The organism is Rhodococcus sp. ACS1 (assembly GCF_002300155.1).
GTDB lineage: Bacteria > Actinomycetota > Actinomycetes > Mycobacteriales > Mycobacteriaceae > Rhodococcus_F > Rhodococcus_F koreensis.
In genome coordinates this window covers 21,156-38,832 of record NZ_NSDZ01000017.1, presented here as the reverse complement: position 1 = coordinate 38,832, position 17,677 = coordinate 21,156, and the positions used below count along the sequence as shown (strand labels likewise).

General features: G+C 65.7%; 16 protein-coding genes. 7 read left to right on the top strand and 9 right to left on the bottom strand.

Going from position 1 to position 17,677, the window contains the following annotated elements; all coding sequences use genetic code 11:
• Positions 1–58: 58 nt before the first annotated feature.
• Together CJ179_RS50020 and CJ179_RS50015 are read right to left on the bottom strand one after the other, a co-directional pair.
• Positions 59–382, bottom strand: a complete 324-nt coding sequence (locus CJ179_RS50020; RefSeq protein ID WP_095866474.1) for a BMC domain-containing protein — start codon at positions 380–382, stop codon at positions 59–61.
• Positions 383–453: 71 nt separating this feature from the next.
• The gene (locus CJ179_RS50015) at positions 454–744 is read right to left on the bottom strand and encodes a EutN/CcmL family microcompartment protein (RefSeq protein WP_095866473.1); all 291 of its coding nucleotides are present in this window, start codon (positions 742–744) and stop codon (positions 454–456) included.
• Between the two features lie 264 nt (positions 745–1,008).
• Here CJ179_RS50015 and CJ179_RS50010 point away from each other — a divergent pair, with 264 nt between their 5' ends.
• The 3 genes from CJ179_RS50010 to surE are packed head-to-tail and all read left to right on the top strand — an operon-like array spanning position 1,009 to position 3,778.
• A complete protein-coding gene (locus CJ179_RS50010) occupies positions 1,009–2,004 on the top strand; it encodes a hypothetical protein (protein WP_095866472.1) in 996 nt (331 codons plus the stop codon).
• 2 nt (positions 2,005–2,006) lie between these two features.
• Positions 2,007–2,972, top strand: a complete 966-nt coding sequence (locus tag CJ179_RS50005; RefSeq protein WP_179377990.1) for an HAD family hydrolase — start codon at positions 2,007–2,009, stop codon at positions 2,970–2,972.
• A complete protein-coding gene (gene surE / locus CJ179_RS50000) occupies positions 2,969–3,778 on the top strand; it encodes a 5'/3'-nucleotidase SurE (protein WP_095866470.1) in 810 nt (269 codons plus the stop codon). Before CJ179_RS50005 ends, surE begins: the two co-directional genes overlap by 4 nt.
• 67 nt (positions 3,779–3,845) lie before the next feature.
• On the opposite strand, the gene CJ179_RS49995 is transcribed toward surE, so the two are convergent.
• Positions 3,846–4,136 (bottom strand): BMC domain-containing protein, encoded by a 291-nt coding sequence (locus CJ179_RS49995; protein ID WP_095866469.1) that lies wholly within the window; start codon positions 4,134–4,136, stop codon positions 3,846–3,848.
• A gap of 194 nt (positions 4,137–4,330) precedes the next feature.
• Between CJ179_RS49995 and CJ179_RS49990 the strand changes: the two genes are divergently transcribed.
• The 4 genes from CJ179_RS49990 to CJ179_RS49975 are packed head-to-tail and all read left to right on the top strand — an operon-like array spanning position 4,331 to position 9,235.
• Complete coding sequence (locus tag CJ179_RS49990; protein ID WP_095866468.1) at positions 4,331–5,908, top strand: carboxyl transferase domain-containing protein; 1,578 nt, start codon at positions 4,331–4,333, stop codon at positions 5,906–5,908.
• Positions 5,909–5,922: 14 nt separating this feature from the next.
• Positions 5,923–7,932, top strand: a complete 2,010-nt coding sequence (locus CJ179_RS49985; RefSeq protein WP_095866467.1) for an acetyl/propionyl/methylcrotonyl-CoA carboxylase subunit alpha — start codon at positions 5,923–5,925, stop codon at positions 7,930–7,932.
• The gene (locus tag CJ179_RS49980; RefSeq protein ID WP_095866466.1) at positions 7,929–8,420 is read left to right on the top strand and encodes a MaoC family dehydratase; all 492 of its coding nucleotides are present in this window, start codon (positions 7,929–7,931) and stop codon (positions 8,418–8,420) included. The genes CJ179_RS49985 and CJ179_RS49980 overlap by 4 nt, the downstream gene beginning before the upstream one ends.
• Positions 8,417–9,235: a CoA ester lyase gene (locus tag CJ179_RS49975; protein ID WP_095866465.1), complete on the top strand. Its 819-nt coding sequence runs from the start codon at positions 8,417–8,419 to the stop codon at positions 9,233–9,235. The genes CJ179_RS49980 and CJ179_RS49975 overlap by 4 nt, the downstream gene beginning before the upstream one ends.
• A 528-nt stretch (positions 9,236–9,763) precedes the next feature.
• On the opposite strand, the gene CJ179_RS49970 is transcribed toward CJ179_RS49975, so the two are convergent.
• From CJ179_RS49970 to CJ179_RS49940, 6 genes are all read right to left on the bottom strand, one after another.
• Entirely contained in the window at positions 9,764–11,041 is a 1,278-nt protein-coding gene (locus CJ179_RS49970) for a hypothetical protein (RefSeq protein WP_143549091.1), read from the bottom strand.
• Positions 11,034–11,372: a helix-turn-helix transcriptional regulator gene (locus tag CJ179_RS49965; RefSeq protein WP_095866463.1), complete on the bottom strand. Its 339-nt coding sequence runs from the start codon at positions 11,370–11,372 to the stop codon at positions 11,034–11,036. Before CJ179_RS49965 ends, CJ179_RS49970 begins: the two co-directional genes overlap by 8 nt.
• Complete coding sequence (locus CJ179_RS49960) at positions 11,369–12,481, bottom strand: site-specific integrase (protein WP_095866462.1); 1,113 nt, start codon at positions 12,479–12,481, stop codon at positions 11,369–11,371. The genes CJ179_RS49965 and CJ179_RS49960 overlap by 4 nt, the downstream gene beginning before the upstream one ends.
• A gap of 923 nt (positions 12,482–13,404) precedes the next feature.
• Entirely contained in the window at positions 13,405–14,994 is a 1,590-nt protein-coding gene (locus CJ179_RS49950; protein WP_095866461.1) for a class I adenylate-forming enzyme family protein, read from the bottom strand.
• The gene (locus CJ179_RS49945; RefSeq protein ID WP_257016444.1) at positions 14,984–16,066 is read right to left on the bottom strand and encodes an NAD(P)-dependent alcohol dehydrogenase; all 1,083 of its coding nucleotides are present in this window, start codon (positions 16,064–16,066) and stop codon (positions 14,984–14,986) included. The genes CJ179_RS49950 and CJ179_RS49945 overlap by 11 nt, the downstream gene beginning before the upstream one ends.
• A 71-nt stretch (positions 16,067–16,137) precedes the next feature.
• A complete protein-coding gene (locus CJ179_RS49940; protein WP_218834959.1) occupies positions 16,138–17,598 on the bottom strand; it encodes an aldehyde dehydrogenase family protein in 1,461 nt (486 codons plus the stop codon).
• Positions 17,599–17,677: the final 79 nt, after the last annotated feature.

The following is a 17,677-nucleotide window of genomic DNA, read 5'->3' as shown; positions in this document are numbered from 1 at the left end:
TCCATGGCTCGGTCCGGAGCGCAGACGGGTGTCGCTGCGCTCCGAGCGAGATCGATTCTCAAGCACCCTTGGGCCGAGTCAGGTTTGACAGCACACTCTCGGTTTCGTCGTGGGGACGCGGGATGACGTGCACCGAGACGACCTCGCCAGCCTTACCTGCGGCGACTGCGCCGGCATCGGTGGCGGCCTTGACCGCGCCGACGTCACCGCGCACCATCACGGTGACCAGGCCCCCACCGATTTCGCGGTGCCCGAGCAGTTGTACGTTGGCTGCCTTGACCATGGCGTCGGCTGCCTCGATCGCCCCGACGAGACCCTTGGTCTCGATCAGGCCGAGTGCTCCGGCGCCGCGGGCGGGCAGGGTGGTCTGAGTGGTTGCCATGGTCTTTCCTCCATTTGTGGTCGTGCTGGGTAAATCGACGGGTGATGTGGGCACTGCGTCAGTTCTTGTGGTCATTTCGAGTACGTGACCTCACCGTGAGTGACGATCGTGTCCGCGATGGCGACGATCGCCTGGTCGACCGGGACACCGGTGGTGGCCTGGTCCACTCGTGCCGCGCTTCCGGACACAACCAGGACGACTTCGTCCTGTCCTGCGCCGACGAGGTCGATAGCGGCATACGACCGCCTGCTCTCCCCGCCTGGTTCGGGGGCGATATCCTCGACGACCAGAATCGTCGTTCCCGACAGTTCGGGGACCTTGGCGGTGGACACCACCTGGCCGACAACACGTGCAAGTCTCACCGTGAGGACCGCCTTCTTTACTGGTCGCCGAAAACGAACGGGATCGATGCACTCCCGCTCACCCCTAGTGACCCGGGAGTGCATCGATGAGGACGCTACGGTGACGCCCCCGCCAGGTCGTTATCTCTCAGGGACAGCTCTCGACCGGGCAGTTGTCCCGCATGGATGTGGCGGGGGCATCTCGGGTTCGGCAAGGTGTGCGGTGACGAGGACCGCGCCGGGTAATCAGACCGTGCGGCAACCGCCAGAGCCTAGGAGAGTCAGATGATCGAAGACATCGACGCCGATTTCCACACCCCCACCAGCGACGATCCCACATGGACGGAGACGAACTTCTTCGGCTTCTACATCCCGGAAGCCACCCTGAACGTCGGCGTCTATGCGCTGTTCCGCCCGAACGCGGGCGTCGCGATCTCCACGATCGCCATGAATTCGAAGTTCGTGGAGGCACCCTGGCAGGCCGAGTACTGGGACGCCCAGCATCACCTGCCCATTCCGGAGCCGCGCAACCTGCGCGACTACCGATTGAACAACGGCCTGCACGTGGTCTGCCGCGAACCCAACCGGGTGTGGGACGTCGAGTTCGACAACGGTGACGACGTCTCGCTGGCCTTCCGCTACACCGCGATCGCCGACGCCTTCGACATCCACGACCCCAAGCAGGACCCGATCGTCGCCAAGCAGGCCGACGACGGCGTGTTCGCGTGGGGAGAGGCCTACGCCGGCCACTTCGACCAGTCCGGTCATTTCGAGGGCGAGGTGAACCTGCGCGGCAAGAAGTATGCCGTCGACTGCGTCTCGACGATGGACCACAGCTGGGGCTTGCGCTCGGAGCACCAGGGTCACACCATGAGCTGGCTGCACGCGCACTTCTCCAAGGACTTCGCCATCCACGGCATCTTCGACTTCGACCCCACCGGCGGCCCCGACGCCGCCACCGAACTCACCCTCGAGCACGGCTACGTCGTCGACAAGGGCGAGCTGTACGGGTTGGCCGCCGGCCGCGGCCGCACCATCCGGGAAGGATTCTTCGCGAAATCGGTCGAACTCGAACTCACTGACAGCGAGGGCCGGGAGTACGAACTCCAGGGCTTCGGACGGACGAGTTTCCCCTGGCAGGCCGGGCCCGGCACGGTCGGGTACAACGTTCTCGCCGAATGGCGTTCGGGATCGCACCGCGGGTGGGGCGAGATCCAGGACTTCATCGGCCCCCAGCAGCTGTGCAAGATCTACAGCGCCTCCGACGCGACAAGCCGCTGACCATGTGCCGACCGGAGCCGCCGCAGGCGGTGATCTTCGACCTCGACGGCACACTCGTACAGACCCGCGAGGCATCCTGGCGCGTTTTCGAAAAGGTCAGTGCCACACACCTTCTCGGGGTCACAACACCCGAGCAGTTCTACGAGATGTTCGCCAACAACTTCTTCGTCTCCCTGCGCGAACTCTGCCGCGACGCCGAGCACGCACGGGTCGTCGAGGAAGACTTCATGCGCAGCCTCGGCGCCGACTACGCCCCTCTGATGATCCCCGGCATGGTCGACGTCGTGAAAGCGCTGGTGCCGCATGCGACACTGGCCGTTCTGTCGTCGAACTCCACCGAAGTGATCCGCAGAATTTTGCGGAAGAACACGCTCGAATACTGCTTCGGGCACGTGTTCGGCGGCGACGTCGAACCCGACAAGGCCAAGGGAATCCAGCGGTTCCTCGGCGACGCCGCGCAAGGCTCCGGTCGGCGCTGCCAGGCGTTCTACGACGAATCGGCGGCCGGCGGCGCGGTTCCCGCAGGGGCGACCGCCATCATCACCGACACCGTCGGTGACGTCGAAGCGGCAGTGAAAGCCGGGATCCGAGCGGTCGGGGTCGCCTGGGGCATGCATACCGAAGAGCAGCTGCTCGCCGCGGGCGCGGAGTTCGTCGCGATCTGGCCGCAGGAGATCTTGGCGCATCTGTTCTCCAATACCGCCGAGGCGTCGGCATGTGTGTGCCCGGCGCCACAGATCGTTGCGACACCCTCGTCGCAGACACCTTCCGCGACGGTGCCGCCGCGGGTGCAGCGTCGAGTTGCCGGAGCGAAGGCATTACAGGCACGGATCACTCCACACCAGCCGCAGGCCGCGCAGGCGCACTCCACCTCGGTCCCCAGGTCCGGGCGAGCGCCATCAGTGAACGGCGCCGAATTCGGCGCGGACAGCGAATTGCTGCTCGCGGTGAGATTGGCGATGCCATGACGCAACGACCACACGTGCTGGTCACCAACGACGATGGGATCGACGCGCCGGGTTTGCTTGCCCTCGCGCACACCGCATGTGAGCAGGGGTATGACGTCACGGTCGCCGCTCCCCATCGTCAGGCCAGCGGCTGCGCCGGCGGTCTGACGATGTTCCTGGTCGACGAGCGCATCGAGGTAAGCCATCGACGGCTACCGGGTCTACCGGGAGTCGAGGCCTACTCCGTGGCGGCGCATCCGGGCATGATCGCACTCGCGGCGGTGCTCGGCCGTTTCGGCCCGGTGCCCGACCTGGTCCTTTCCGGGATCAACGAGGGGTCGAACCTTGGTGCAGCCGTGCTGCATTCGGGCACCGCCAGCGCGGCAATGGTCGCCGGCGCGCACGGCGTGACCGCGCTGGCCGCATCGCTGCACCTGGACTTCGAAATCGAAGAACCCGCCCCGGCCGGCGCCGCACGTCACTGGGACACCGCCACCGCGGTGGTTGGCGCCATCTTGCCGAACATCCTCAGCGCGGACGCCGGATCGGTGTTCAACCTCAACGTGCCCAATCTGCCCGGTGAGCAAGTACGACCGTTGGTCGCCGCGGCTTGGACGCTCGCCGGCACCGCGCCGACCCTGCTGCCGTTCATCGCCGACTTCGATCGGCACGCCGATGCGCTGCCGGTACGGGATCTGCCATCCCCCGGCATCAACATCGTCGAGGGATCTGACATCGCGCACGTACGTGAGGGTCACCCCACACTCTCACTGCTCCGATGGAACGGTGACACCGCAATCGAATGGGTCGACAGCGTGCTCACCTAATTCATAACCACATCGTCTAGGGGCCGCGGCTAGCCGCGGCCCCTAGACGATGTGGTTATGAACGGGGTCAGTCGACCGCGGGAATCGCGGCCGACAGTACGTCCTCGGTCTCACCGTGCGGGCGGGCGATGACGTGCGAGGTTGCCAGCTCCCCGGTTTCGCGGGCGGCGGCAATGCCAGCGTCGACCGCGGCCTGCACCGCTCCGACGTCACCGCGCACCATGACCGTGACCTGACCATTTCGCAGAGTGCGATAACCCACCAGGTCGACATTGGCAGCTTTCACCATCGAGTCGGCAGCTTGGATCGCTCCGACCAGCCCCACCGTTTCAATCAGACCCACAGCACCGGAACTCATCGGCCGGCCTCCTTCGCTTCAGCTATGCGATGCCCGTCACATCCATAGCCGACGTTAACGGGGGCGGCTGCCGCGGCCGCTATCCCTCAGGGATATAACCAGCCCCGAATCATCGCTGCGGGAGCAGGAGTCACGCATCAACAACGCCACTAGGTTAAGTGTCATTAACCGAATCTGCGAAGTGATGAGGCGTGATGGTAGGCAACGATCCGCGCAACAGGATTGAGCACACGAAATTGGTGGACGAGCTGAAGTCGAGGCTGGCCGTGGCCGCGCTCGGTGGCAGCGAGAAGTCGCGCGAGCGGCACGTCAGCCGAGGCAAGCTCCTGCCCCGCGATCGGGTGGACACGCTGCTCGATCCGGGCAGCCCGTTCCTCGAGATCTCGCCGCTCGCGGCGAACGGCCTCTACGACGACGAATGCCCCGGAGCGGGTGTGATCGCCGGGATCGGCCGGGTGTCCGGGCGGGAATGCGTGATCGTCGCCAACGACGCGACCGTCAAGGGCGGCACCTACTACCCGATGACGGTGAAGAAGCATCTGCGGGCGCAGGAGATCGCGCTGCAGAACCAGCTGCCGTGCATCTACCTCGTCGACTCCGGCGGCGCGTTCCTGCCTAGGCAGGATGAGGTGTTCCCTGACCGCGAGCACTTCGGCCGCATCTTCTACAACCAGGCCACGATGAGCGCGCAGGGGATCCCGCAGATCGCGGCGGTCCTCGGCTCGTGCACCGCCGGCGGCGCCTACGTGCCCGCCATGAGCGACGAGGCCGTCATCGTCCGCAACCAGGGCACCATCTTCCTGGGTGGCCCGCCGCTCGTGAAGGCCGCCACCGGCGAGGTCGTGACCGCGGAGGAACTCGGCGGCGGCGACCTGCACTCCAAGGTCTCCGGTGTCACCGACCACCTCGCGGAGGACGACCAGGACGCGCTGCGGATCGTGCGGAACATCGTCGCCACCCTCGGCCCGCGCGCCGAGCGGCCGTGGGACGTGATCAGCGCCGTCCCCGTGTCGGCGCCGCAGAGCGATCTCTACGACGTGGTCCCCACCGACCCGCGCACCCCGTACGACGTCCACGAGGTCATCGACCGGATCGTGGATGGCGCCGAGTTCCAGGAGTTCAAGGCGGAGTACGGCAAGACCCTGGTCACCGGTTTCGCGCACATCGAGGGCCACCCGGTCGGCATCGTCGCCAACAACGGCGTGCTGTTCGCCGAGTCCGCGATGAAGGGCGCGCACTTCATCGAACTGTGCGACAAACGCAAGATTCCGCTTCTGTTCCTGCAGAACATCGCAGGTTTCATGGTCGGCCGCGACTACGAGGCGGGTGGCATCGCCAAGCACGGCGCCAAGATGGTCACGGCCGTGGCGTGCGCCCGGGTCCCCAAGCTGACCGTGGTGATCGGCGGCTCATACGGGGCCGGCAACTACTCGATGTGCGGGCGGGCGTACTCGCCGCGGTTCCTGTGGATGTGGCCGAACGCCCGGATCTCGGTGATGGGCGGGGAGCAGGCGGCGTCGGTGCTCTCGACGGTGCGCAGCGAGCAATTGGACAGTGCGGGCAACCCGTGGTCGGCCGAGGACGAGGAGGCGTTCAAGGCGCCGATCCGCGAGCAGTACGAGGCGCAGGGCAATCCGTACTATTCGACGGCCAGGCTGTGGGACGACGGCATCATCGACCCCGCCGATACCAGAACTGTTCTCGGACTGGCGCTCTCGGTGTGTGCGAACGCACCGGTCGAGCCGGTCTCCTACGGCGTTTTCCGGATGTGAGTGGAATGACTGAAATGACTCGGATAGATACCGTTCTGGTGGCCAACCGCGGCGAGATCGCGGTACGTGTGATCCGCACGCTGCGGGCCATGGGCATCCGCTCCGTCGCCGTCTTCAGCGAAGCGGATCGGGATGCGCGGCACGTCCGCGAGGCCGACACGGCAGTCCTGCTCGGCCCGGCCGCCGCCCGGGAGAGTTACCTCGTCATCGAGAAGGTGATCGCGGCGGCCCAGGCCACCGGCGCGCAGGCCATTCACCCCGGTTACGGGTTCCTGTCGGAGAACTCCAAGTTCGCCGGGGCCTGCGTGGACGCCGGCATCGCGTTCCTCGGCCCGTCGGCGCACGCCATCGAGGTGATGGGCGACAAGATCACCGCCAAGAACGCGGTGGTGAAGTTCGACGTGCCCGTCGTCCCCGGCATCGCCCGTCCCGGCCTGTCCGACGACGAACTGATCGCGGCTGCAGGCGACATCGGCTACCCGGTTCTCGTCAAGCCGTCGGCAGGCGGCGGCGGCAAGGGCATGCGTCTGGTGGAGGAGCCGGGCGCACTCGCCGAGGCGTTGCGCAGCGCGCGGCGTGAAGCGGCGTCGGCGTTCGGCGACGACACGCTGTTCCTGGAGCGATTCGTGTTGCGGCCCCGGCACATCGAGGTGCAGATCCTCGCGGACGGTCACGGGAACGTGGTCCACCTCGGCGAGCGTGAATGCAGCCTCCAGCGCCGCCACCAGAAGGTCATCGAGGAGGCGCCGTCGCCTCTGCTGGACGAGGCAACACGCGCCCGGATCGGCGAGGCCGCCTGCAACACGGCGCGCTCCGTCGACTACTCCGGAGCGGGAACGGTCGAGTTCATCGTCTCCGCGGACAAGCCCGACGAGTTCTTCTTCATGGAGATGAACACCCGGCTGCAGGTCGAGCACCCGGTCACCGAACTCGTCACCGGACTCGACCTCGTCGAGTGGCAGGTGCGGGTCGCGGCGGGTGAGCCGCTCGGCTTCACCCAGGACGACATCACCCTCACCGGCCACGCGATCGAGGCCCGCGTCTACGCCGAGGACCCGAGTCGCGGATTCCTCCCCACCGGTGGACTCGTCGCCGACGTCGTCGAACCCGCCGGCCCCGGTGTCCGCGTCGATTCCGGACTGCGGCCCGGCACGGTGGTCGGCAGCGATTACGACCCGATGCTCGCGAAGGTGATCGCGCACGCCGACGACCGCGCCGGCGCGCTGCGGAAACTGGACCGGGCGCTGGCCGGCACCGGTGTGCTGGGAGTGGTCACCAACATCGAGTTCGCGCGCTTCCTGCTCGCCGATCCCGACGTGGTGGCGGGCAACCTCGACACCGGTCTGCTCGACCGACGGCTCGAGGACTTCGCCGCTGCGGAGGCCACCGATGCTGCCCTCATCGCCGCGGCCGCGTTCCGCTGGGTGCAGCGCTGGCCCGAGCGGGCACAGGCCGATCCGTGGGACGTCCCCAGCGGCTGGCGGGTCGGGGTTCCCGCGCCCACCAGCATCCGGTTGTCGTCGGCCACCCGCACCGACCACGTTCGCATCACGGGCAGCCCGTCCGACGCCACCGCGCAGGTCGAGGACGGCGACACCCTGTCGCTGACCGCCGCACTCGACGGAACCACGCTGTCGGTGGTGATCGACGGCCGGCGCGAAACCTACCGGGTGGCCCAGACCGACGGCCACATCTGGCTCGCCGGTTCCGACGGCACCACGATGCTGCGTGAGGTGCGTGAACTCAGTGTCCGCACCGGCGACGTCCACGCCGGTGAGGCCGAGATCACCAGCCCCATGCCCGGGTCCGTCATCGCCGTCGGCGCCGAGGCAGGTGCCCACGTCACCGCCGGCCAGACGCTCGTCGTGGTCGAGGCGATGAAGATGGAGCATTCGCTCACCGCCCCCGTCGACGGCGTCGTCGACATCCTCGTCGCGCCCGGTGACCAGGTGATGGTCGACCAGCTGCTCGCACGAGTCACCCCGCACACCGATAGCACCGACACGAAAGAAGACGCGTCATGACCGACGTACTTGCCCATGGCGTCAAGCGAATCGTTCAGCGGGGCCTGTGGTTCGAGGAGTTCGAGCTGGGTGCGGTGTACGAGCACCGTCCCGGCCGGACCGTCACGGAGGCCGACAACGTCCTCTTCACGACGCAGACGATGAACACCCAGGCACTGCACCTGGACGCCGCGTACAGCGAGAACACCCAGTTCGGTGAGCGCCTCGTCAACTCGATGTTCACCCTCTCGACCGTGGTCGGGTTGTCGGTGGCGCAACTGACGCAGGGGACCATCGTCGCGAACCTGGGGTTCTCGGAGATCAGTTTCCCGAAGCCGCTGTTCCACGGCGACACGCTGTACGCGGAGACGAAGATCGCGGACAAGCGCGAGTCGAAGAGCAGGCCCGGCGAGGGCATCGTCACGCTCGAGCACACCGGCCGGAATCAGAACGGCGACGTGGTGGCGATCGCGGTCCGCAAGACCCTCGTTCAGAAGAAGCCCTCATGAGCTGGGAACTGCCCGGTCCCGCCTGGCTGTTCTGCCCGGCCGACCGGCCCGAACGGTATGCGAAGGCGGCTGCGGCAGCCGACGTCGTGATCCTCGACCTCGAGGACGGGGTGGCGCCCGCGGACAAGGAAGCGGCGCGGGTCGCCCTGATCGACACCCCGCTGGATCCGGATCGCACGGTGGTGCGGGTCAATCCGGTCGGGACCGAGGACCACGAGCGCGATCTGCTGGCACTCGACGGCACCCGCTACACGAGGCTGATGCTGGCCAAGTGCGAGTCCGCCGACCAGGTGCTGTCGCTGGCGCCGCGTGAGGTGATCGCCCTCGTCGAGTCGCCGCTCGGTGCGCTCGCGGTGAGCGAGATCGCGCTGGCGGCGAGCACGATCGGCGTGATGTGGGGCGCCGAGGATCTCGTGGCGGCGATGGGCGGTAACTCCAGTCGCCGCGACGACGGCAGCTACCGGGACGTCGCCACCCACGTGCGGTCGTCGACACTGCTGGCCGCCAAGGCATATCACCGGCTCGCCCTGGATTCCGTCTATCTCGACATCAAGGACCTCGACGGGTTGCGCACCGAAGTAGTCGACGCCGTCGCCGTCGGATTCGACATCAAGGTCGGCATCCACCCCAGCCAGATCGCAGTGATCCGGAAGGCGTACGCGCCGTCCGACGAGGACGTCGACTGGGCGACGCGGGTTCTCGGCGCTGTCGCCGACGAACGGGGAGTCTTCGCGTTCGAGGGAAAGATGGTGGACGCACCGGTCCTGCGTCACGCGGAACGGGTTCTGCAGCGTGCAGCCCGAACCGTTGCATAGGAAGAGGCCAGCAGGGGCCAATCGGGATGTCCGCTGTCAGTCGAGTTGGCGTTCGCGACCTATGGGAAATGCCAACTGTGGTGACGAGAAACGAGACGTTGACGGACAGCGGAGTTGGCATTTCCGTAGCGATTCGGCGGGTGCGCTACGAGCGCCGAGTGGCGTTGACGTGATACATGCGGCGACGACCAACTGTCCCGTCAATTGGCCAGTAGATCCGGGTGGTCCCCGCGGGTACGCGCACGGCGCCGATGATGCATCTGATGAAATACGGAGCAGTTGATTGGATAAGGGCCTTATCAACTTCTGTCGAGATCTCGTGAACGGGGACTCGCTCATCGTTTCGGGCGCTTGATCGAGGGGTAGCTTCCCATTGGGATTGCCGCGCGGGCGGCGTGGATGTTCATGGTGTTGGGGGTGTGGCCGAGTAGGGCGGCGAGGGATGCGGCGTCGATTTCCTTGCTGAGGTCGTGCAGTGCGGCGTTGCGGGCGGCTCGGATGTCGATGCCGGTTTTCGGAGTCGCTGCATCAGGGTCTGTGATGTCCGGCGCGGGTACCGGGGAAAAGCCAGCGTGATTCGTGGTTGGTCGTTTTCTGGTTTGCGTGGCTGTCGAGGTGTTGTTGTAGGAGGGGAAGCAGGGGTTCGGGCAGCGGGGCCGGGAGGGTGCCGATCCTGACGGTGGGTCCGGGCGGGGTGGTGGTGATGTCGTCGAGGGTGAGTTCGGCGATCCTGCGGACGGGGATGCCGTAGAGCAACAGCATGAGTGCGGCGATGCGGGTGGACAGGGTGATGTGGTCGGCTTCGATGGTGGTGCGGATAAGTTCGAGTCGCGTGGTGGAGGCGGCCAGCGGCGTGGTCCGCGCTGCGCGGTATCGGATGGTGAATCGCGCTGCGATGCCCGTGCGATGGCGCCACTGAATGAAGCTGCGGATGGTGCGGCGGGTGGTGGTGCCTTCACTGAGGTAGGCGTCGAGGTGTGCTTGCCGCAGGTGGGCGATGGTGGTGTGGTGTTCGGTGCGCAGCCAGGTCAGAAACTTGGTGGCCTCGGTGATCTCTTGTTTGGCGGTGCGGGTGGCGTTGTCCATGTTGCGACCGGTATCGGGAACACGCAGTCGGCGTAGGTGATGCCAGCGGGCGAATTGCTCTATGGGAGTGTGGATTTCGGGTGTCGGCTGCAGCGTGGTGAGTCGTTGGTCGAGCCAGCTTTCGAAGCGGGCCAGGCGGGGGTCGCCGCGGCTGAGGAGCATGTGGTGGTGGACGAGCATTTCGCGTAGGTGTTCGGCGCTGCGCGAGGGCGGAAGTGCGTCGAATGCGGGGTGGGACAGGTGAAGTTCGCGACTGTCGATGCGGGCGAGCAGGTCGGCGGTGGTGGGGTGGCGCATCCAGGTGAGGATGCTTTCCGGGCGGGGAACGGCGGCGAGGGTGGTGATGAGTCGTTTGATCCGCAGATCCGGCGGTGAGCTGGGGTTGAGGATGCGTTCGAGGTCGTGGGTAAGCACACAGCGGGCGCAGTGCCCGCCGCGGAGGCGTTCGGCTTCGCGGCCGCACTGGTCGCAGTCGAGTTTGGTGGTGATGCCGGCGCAGTCGCGGCAGATGTGGGCGCCGGCGGAGGATCTTCCAGGCACGAGGCGGTCTTCGCCGCAAAACGCGCAGGTGCCGTAGGTGCGGGCGGCGGTGGTGACGCAGGCGCCGCAGACGGCTCCGTCGGGCCAGTGCACCCGCAACCTGGGGACAAGGTTGCCGCACCGGGCGCATTCGAGGGTGCCGGTGCTGCGGGGGCGCCCGCGTGGGCGGGGATCAGTCATCGTCGGTGATGATGCGGGCGCGGACGGGACGGTAGGCGTTGAGGAGGGGGACGTCGGCAGGGGAGTTGGCGGCCTTGTTGCGGGATTGGCGGGCGTCGGTAGCGGTGTATGTGATCAGATCGCCGGCTTCGACGCCGAAGATGTCGCAGAGCGCGACCAGGACCTTGAAGGCGATCCGATCGGGCTCTTGCCCGACGATGCGGTAGATCTGTGAATCGGACAGGGTGATACCTCGGTCGCGTAGCGGTCCGACCAGGTCGCGGCTGTTCTTCATACCGGCGCGGGCCATGAGTTCGCGCACGCGCCAGTGGTAGTGGATCTCGCGTTTCATCGCGGCTCCTTCGGGTGTGGTGATCCGGTGAGGCTGGCGTTGCTGCGTGACAGGGTCGCGGTCAGGACTCGGTCGAGTTCGCGCGCTCGATAGTCGGGTGCGGCCAGGGTGTAGAGCGAGGTGGTCGCGGGGTGTTCGTGGCCGAGCTGCAGTTGTACGAAACTGACGTCGTAGCCGTATTCGACTTGCAGGTTGGTGGCGTAGGAGCGGCGGAACGAGTGCAAGTCCAGACCCGGTGGGAAGCCGAGTTCATCGACGAGACAACGCATTCGCTGCCAGAGATTGCGCGTCGGGATCATGCCTCCCTTTTCGGTCGGGAACAGGGTGTCGATCGGATGGCCGTAGCGGGGAAGTCCGCGCTCGCACCAGTCGGCGAGCGCCTCCGCGGCCCAGTCGAACACCGTCAGCACGGTTTGCTGCTTGGCCGGTGCGCCGCGCATCGCTTTGCCGTGCCGGACACGCACCAGACCCCATTCGCCGAAGAACGGTGCCCGCGCGTTGCGGGAGAGATCGACCAGCTGCAGGTGCCGGACTTCGTTGCGGCGCAGGCCCCATCCGTAGAGGGTTTTGAACGCCACCGCATCACGCCACGCCGCCAAGGCGCCCTTGCGACCGGACCGCAAGATTCGCTCCGGTTCGAGGTCGGCCAGATCGAAGAACCGCTGCAGCTCGACGGGAGTGAACGGCCGCTTCGCCGGACGAGCGTCGTTGGCCTGCACGTGTCGAGCTCGATTGAATTCGGTGATGACCTGGGAGAACACCGTTCCGAACAGCCGACCGCAATGCTCGTTCCAGTCGTAGGACGGGTCGCTCGCGTAGTCGAAGAACAGCTTCACGTCGGTCTGATACGCCCGAACCGTGGTATGAGCGAGATTCCGGACTCCACGCAGGTGTCCGAAGAAGTCGTCCGCATCCGCCGGTGACCACTGCCACGGATAGGTGCCGACGAACTCGGTCATCTGCTTGACCGAACTGACCCGTCGACGCACGGTGTTGCCCGAGAAGTTCTGCGCCAGATGGGCCTGCCGCCACCCGGACAGCACATCGTCGAGAAGCGCTTCCGGATCCGGGCCAGCTGCGCCCGCCGGTAGGTACACCAACCGCCCCATCCAGCCCCCTCAGTCGCTGCAAATTCTGCATTCAAAATGCATATCTTGCAATGGAGGGAGGTGAACAGCCAGGTCAGAAGCTGTTTCGTTCGCTCGGCTCGGCCGCCAACGAACTGCGCATCGCAGATGTCACCGTCTCACCCAATTCACCAGGACGGCAGGTAAATACCCCTCGGCGACTGCGGCGGAGGAGTAGTTACCGTGGGTGGTCGTATTCGCAAGCCATGCGAATAACCAACTTACTAGTTGACATAATAGTAGTTACCGGTACTCCGAAAACGATTGATTTCCAGGGTATTTGGCTCATCTCTGCCCTGATAATCGTGCCGACCTCATTCCGTTCCGGTCGTATTGATCAGCCACTTCTGCCGGACCACTGCCGGCGCACCTCGCGGTCCGAGCGGCTCCTCCGGCTGCCGGTAATGTGTCGGTCATACACCACGATGAACCCGCACGGATTCGGTGTGCAGGCCGCCATTATCTGCCGGGTTCGATCGTGGCTCCGATGCCGCAACGTGCCGCCACAGCGCTGCGCCGATAGCGGGTCCCATGACCGGACATCGTATGGAGCGGGTCACGGCAGAGGGCGCTGGCCGCTTTCGATTCGTTGCTTCCGCACCCTGAACTCATCCTCCGAAATCTCTGCCAACCCCGGCACCGTAGGACCGGCCAATCCACCGTCGACGGTGGTCGGGCAGAATCCGACGGCGAAGCTCGCTGGCTCATCCTCGAGACCCACCCAATCCACCTGGACGTGTCACCTGTCCGCCGGAGCACGTCGGCCGGACCGTCTCGCTGGTGGTTCGTATTCCGGAAAAGGGGTCAGTGACGCGCCCAGACCCGTCGGCTCGACCAGATCGGAAGGATGCGAGGCCGCTGGCATCGTTCGGTGCCAGCGGCCTCCTTTGACTTCGCGTACAGCGCTATCTGCTCGAGGTAGCGGGCGCCTGGCCGGGTACCGGGTCGATGTCGGCTAACTTTCGGCGCATCAACTTGCCTGACGAGGTCGTCGGCAGGCTGTCGACGAGGATGACGTCGCGGGGCCTCTTGTATGCGGCGAGCCGGTCGCCGCAGTAAGTCAAGACGTCGCTGACGTCGAGGTCGACGCCCGGGGCGGGAACGACGTAGGCGATTGCGATCTCGCCCTTGACTGGGTCAGCTCTTCGGCCTACCGCGACCATGGCCACACCTGGATGCGCTCCGACGACGCGTTCTATCTCCGCCGGATAGACGTTGTAGCCAGCGGTGACGATCATGTCCTTGAGTCGATCTACGACGAAGAAGTGCCCGGTGTCGTCGATGTAGGCGACATCCCCTGTGCGCAGCCACCCGTCGGTGCCGAGTACCTCCGCGGTCGCATCGGGCCTTCCGTAGTAGCCGAGCATGACCAGCGGGCCACGGATCATGAGTTCACCGGGCTCACCGATCGGGACGTCGTCTACCGACCCTTCGAGGGGCCCGATCTTGACATCGATTCCCGGCAAGGCAACGCCAATCGAGCCCGGCACTTGGGGTGCGTAGAGGGAGTGGGTGGTCCCCAGACCTGCGATCTCGGTCATTCCCCACAGTTCGATCAGCGGTACACCTGTGCGGGCCTGCCAACGTGCGATCACCTCAGTGGAAAAGGTCTGACCGCCCACGGTACTGATGCGGAGGCTCGACAGATCCGTGGTGTCGATCGCAGGGTCGGACAGAATCATCGAGTACATCGCCGGGACTCCCTCGAAGAGGGTGGCGTGTTCGGTTTCGATGAGATGCAGGGCGTTCGCTGCATCGAAGCGGTCCATCAGGACGACGGTGCCTCCGGCAAGGAACGTCCCATTGATCGCAACGTTGCCATACACGTGCGCACAGGGAAGTGCAGTCACTATGACATCGCGCTCGGATCGGCCGTGCATCGTTGCGGTGAGTGCGCAGTTGAGCAGCACTGACTGCTGGGACAGCATTGCACCCTTCGGGTGTCCCGTCGTCCCGGACGTGTAGCCGATGCTGCACAGATCCAGCGGCGCCGACGCGCCGACCGGAGTGGAAGTCTGCGCAGCCTCGGATACGAACTCGTCGAACGAGATGCCGGCGAGACCGTCGGAGTCGCCGAGGGAGCAGAGCAGCGTCAGCCCTTCGACCTCGGCCACGGCCGGGACCGCTGCGTCCATGCGTTCGGGGCCGACGAATAACGCCTTTGCGTTGCAGTCGGCCAGCACGTAGGCCAGTTCGGGGCTGGTGAGCATGACGTTGACCGGGTTGACCACTGCTCCGGCTTTGAGGGCACCGTGGTAGGTGACGATCCATTGCCAGCTGTTTTGTCCGAACAGCGACACGACATCGCCCGGTCCGATCCCGCGCGCTGCCAGCGCTTTTGCGACCAGATCGGAGAACGAATTCAGGTCGTGGTAGGTCAGCCGGGTTGTCCCGACGACCAGCGCCACCTTGTGTGGGTTTCGTGCGGCGGCAAAGGGAAGGATCTCACCGGGCCCCACCGACGGGAGGACGCTTGGAGGGGCGCTATCCACCATGCCCCTCGCCTCCCTGATCGAGGGTGAGGACGACTTTCGTGACCTCACCGTGGTGAACGGCTTGCAGTGCGGCATTGATGTCCTCGAACCGATACAGGTCGATCAGCTTGTCGAACGGAAACCGGCCCTGCCGGTAGAGGTCGATCATCCGTGGAATGAATTCCGCGGCGATCGCATCGCCTTCGATGACACCGACGAGGGATCGTCCGAACAGGAGATGACCTTGATCGAAGCTCACCTCGTTCGGGAGGCCCTGAAAGCCGACGGTGGCACAGACACCGGGGGATTGCAGGCATTCGAGCGCGCTGCGCACCACCGCAGGCAGTCCGATGCAGTCCACCGAATACTGCGCGCCGACGCCGCCGGTGATCGCCCGAATCGCCTCGGCGGCATCAGTGGACGACGAGTTGACGACGTGCGTCGCCCCGAGGTCGCGTGCCTTTTCGAGCCGAGAGTCGGCGATGTCGACCGCAATGATCGTGCTGCACTCGGCGACGACGGAGCCGAGCAGTGCCGCCAACCCGACGGATCCGACGCCGAAGATGGCGATCGACGATCCTGCTTCGGGGTGCAATGTGTTCAGTACTGCGCCTGCTCCGGTCTGAATGCCGCAGCCGAGCGGCCCGAGTAGCTCCAGGGGAACGTCTGCCTCCACCTTCACACAGTTCTGCTCGTTGGCGACGGCGTAGGTGGCCCAGGAGGATTGTCCGAAGAAGTGACCTCGGACGGACGTCCCGTCCTTGCTGAAGGGACTGGACCCGTCCAGTCGTGTGCCGGTGAGATTCAGTGCCGCAAAATCGCGGCAATGCATGGGCAGATCCCGGCGGCAGTGATCGCACTCGGTGCAGAAATTGTAGGAGAGCACGACCCGGTCGCCGGGGACCAAGGACTCGACATCGCTGCCGACCGAGTCGACGATTCCCGAGCCCTCGTGGCCCAGCACGATCGGTGCATCATCAGCGCCCGTGGTCGCGATGACTCCGAGATCGGTATGACAAATACCTGTGCCGACGACCCGGACGAGAACTTCATGCGCACGTAGCGGCTCGACGTCGAGTTCTTCGAAGGTCAACGGCGTGTCAGCCGTATGGACAACTACCGCTGTCGTTTTCATATCGGACGTTCGCTTTCTATCGGTGGCGATCAGGACACTGCGCCCGGGGTCTTGTTGAGGGTGACTGTCTGGTGGTTGGTGTATTCGGCGAGTCCGTGCAGCGAGTTCTCGGCGCCGATGCCGGACTGCTTGTGTCCGCCGAACACCTGATGCGGCGAGTACTGGTGCACCTCGTTGAGCCACACGGTTCCGGCTTCGAGCTGGCGGCCGATCCGCTCGATCGCCTCGAGATCCTCACCCCAGACGGTGGCTCCCAGGCCCCAGACGGTGTTGTTGGCCCGGGCGATGACATCGCTTTCGTCCGTCCAGCGCAGCAGCGGCAGGATGGGACCGAAGGGTTCCTCGGCGACCAGGCGGGAGTCTTCCGGCGGGCTGTCGACGAGGGTGACCGGGACGAACCAGCCTCCGGCGTTCGGGTCGATCTGTCCGCCGAGGGCGAAGGTGTAGCCGTTGGCCGTGCAGTCGTCGAAGTACTCCTGCACCTTCTGCAGCTGGGGCAGGTTCTGGATCGGGCCCAATTGGGTCTCGGCGGCAGCGCCGTTGCCGACCACCACGGTCCGGGCGTACGCGACCAGTTGGTCCCGCACGGCGTCGTAGACGTCGTCGTGGATGTAGATGCGCTTGGCGGCGTTGCAGAACTGGGCGTTGTTCTGGAACGCGGCCCAGAAGATTTGCGGGGCGATCTTCGCCGGGTCGACGTCCGGGAGGACGATCGCCGGGTCGTTTCCGCCGAGTTCGAGGGTGACCCGCTTGAGGGTGCCGGCCGCGGACCGCATCACGTGCTTGCCGGTTTCGGTGCTTCCGGTGAACGCGATCTTCGCGATGCCCGGGTGTGCTGTGATCCATTTGCCGAGTTCGTCGTCACCGCTGACTGCGCTCAATACGCCTGCGGGAAGCAGATCCTGGACCAGCTCGACCAGCTTGAGGTCGCACAGCGGGGTGAACGGGGAGGGCTTGACGATGATGGTGTTGCCGGCGACCAGGGCGGGCGCGATCTTCCACACCGCCAGCAGGATCGGGAAGTTCCACGGCACGATGGCGCCGACGACGCCGAGCGGGGTGTGTCGGCTGATCACCCGACGTTCGGCAGTGTCCTCGAGGACCTCCTCGGGCAGGGACTGCTTGGCGATTTCCCGGAACCAGGCGACCGAACCGTAGACCTCCCATTCGGCCATCGGTCGTGGCTTGCCTTGCTCGGCGGTCAGCAGTGCCAGGAATTCTTCGGCGTGGGCTTCGAGCCGATCGCCGATCGCCGAGACGATGGCCTGGCGTTCTGCGATCGGTGTCGCCGACCAGCCGGTAAACGCGGCCTGAGCGGCTGCGACGGCCTCGTCGAGTTGATCGGAGCTCGCGACGGGAACGTGGGCAATCGCCTCGGTGGTCGCCGGGTTGTACACCGGCGCGGTGACCTCGGCGCTGACAGAACGACCACCTATGGTCATCGGGAATGGCGTGTCGAGCAGGTTTCGTGCAATCGAATTGACGGACACAGCATGCTCCTTGTGGGTGGGCACACCTCATGGTGTGTGTACCCTCACAGTGCATGTCGGATGTGATGCCTGACTGTTC